This is a genomic window from Nonomuraea diastatica, assembly GCF_004349015.1.
Lineage (GTDB): Bacteria > Actinomycetota > Actinomycetes > Streptosporangiales > Streptosporangiaceae > Nonomuraea > Nonomuraea diastatica.
In genome coordinates, this window is sequence record NZ_SMKP01000428.1 from 1 (window position 1) to 1,104 (window position 1,104).

General features: G+C 70.6%; 2 protein-coding genes. Both read left to right on the plus strand.

Annotation, left to right across the window (positions count from 1 at the left end; all coding sequences use genetic code 11):
- Nucleotides 1-90: 90 nt before the first annotated feature.
- A complete protein-coding gene (locus E1294_RS52005; RefSeq protein ID WP_132520775.1) occupies nucleotides 91-882 on the plus strand; it encodes a hypothetical protein in 792 nt (263 codons plus the stop codon).
- Nucleotides 879-1,058 carry a hypothetical protein gene (locus E1294_RS52010; protein WP_132520778.1) on the plus strand — a complete coding sequence of 60 codons (180 nt, stop codon included), beginning with the start codon at nucleotides 879-881 and terminating at the stop codon, nucleotides 1,056-1,058. Before E1294_RS52005 ends, E1294_RS52010 begins: the two co-directional genes overlap by 4 nt.
- Nucleotides 1,059-1,104: the final 46 nt, after the last annotated feature.

The following is a 1,104-nucleotide window of genomic DNA, read 5'->3' on the forward strand; positions in this document are numbered from 1 at the left end:
CTACAACACCCGAAGGAGGCATTCCACCCTCGATTACCGCAGCCCGATCGACTACGAGCAGCAGACCATCGATAGAGTGCTGCTCGCCGCATGACAGCCGGTGTCCACATGTCGGGGCGAGCCCCCGTGTGGTGTCACCGCTCCGGCCTGCCGGATGACCCGGAAGTGTGGCTGCGGCATGAGACGATCGACGCGTTCGTCCTGACCGGCTGCACCGACCTGGCCCCGAGTTCGGCGCAGACCTACCGCAGCTGGCTGCGGCACATGCGCGCCACGCTGGCCTGGCTGGAACGCGGCGAACAAGCGCCCCCGCCGATGACAGCGCCCAAGACGGTCAGCCCGCCCTACTCGCCGGCTCAGCTCGGCCGCCTTCGCGGTTGGGCCGAACGCCTGCCCGGCCAGGCCAGAGGCGACGCGCTGGCGTTGATGGCGCTCACCTTCGGTTGCGGTCCGACCTCTGGGGAGGTGGCCGCCGTCCGGACCGGGCATCTGCGCCGCCTGGACTCCGGCGCGGTCGTGGTCACCGTCCCCGGCACGCAGCGGTTGATCGTCTGCCGCGCCGCCTGGGAGAACGTCCTGGTTCACGCCGCCGACCAGCCGGGCGACCGGTTCGTGTTCCGGCCCGGGCGCGCCGCCCGGCACGCCAAGAACCTGTTCAGCTCCTGGACGGCCCGCCACACCCCGACCGGCGGCCTGCCCGCCCTGTCGGTGCGCCGGCTGCGCTCCTCCTGGATCGTCGAACTGCTGAGCGCCCGCATCGATCTGGGCGTCGTGGCCGCCGCGGCTGGAATGAGCACCTCCGCACTGGCCCGCTACCAACATTTCGTCCCCGCCCTGGACCAGCCCACCGCGGTCGCGCTACTGCGCGGCCGCACCCGGTGAGTGCGGCGAAGCCACGCGCCTGGCCGCCGCGCACCACCGAGCTGGTCAAGCAGCACGCTCGAGAGAAGGCCACATGGGAGAAGGAACGCGAGCAACTGGAGGACGAGCGTGATGACGCCCCTATGTTTGTCAAGCCGCAGCGGGCGGAGTACGCGCTGGTGAGAGTGCTGCGGTGATGATCGGGAAGACTTCGCGGGCGACGTAGCGCTTGAGGCAGCGGAT

What these genes read in the sequence shown, in the direction of transcription:
- E1294_RS52005 (WP_132520775.1), top strand. Translation starts at nt 91, where the DNA reads ATGACAGCCGGTGTCCACATGTCGGGGCGAGCCCCCGTGTGGTGTCAC.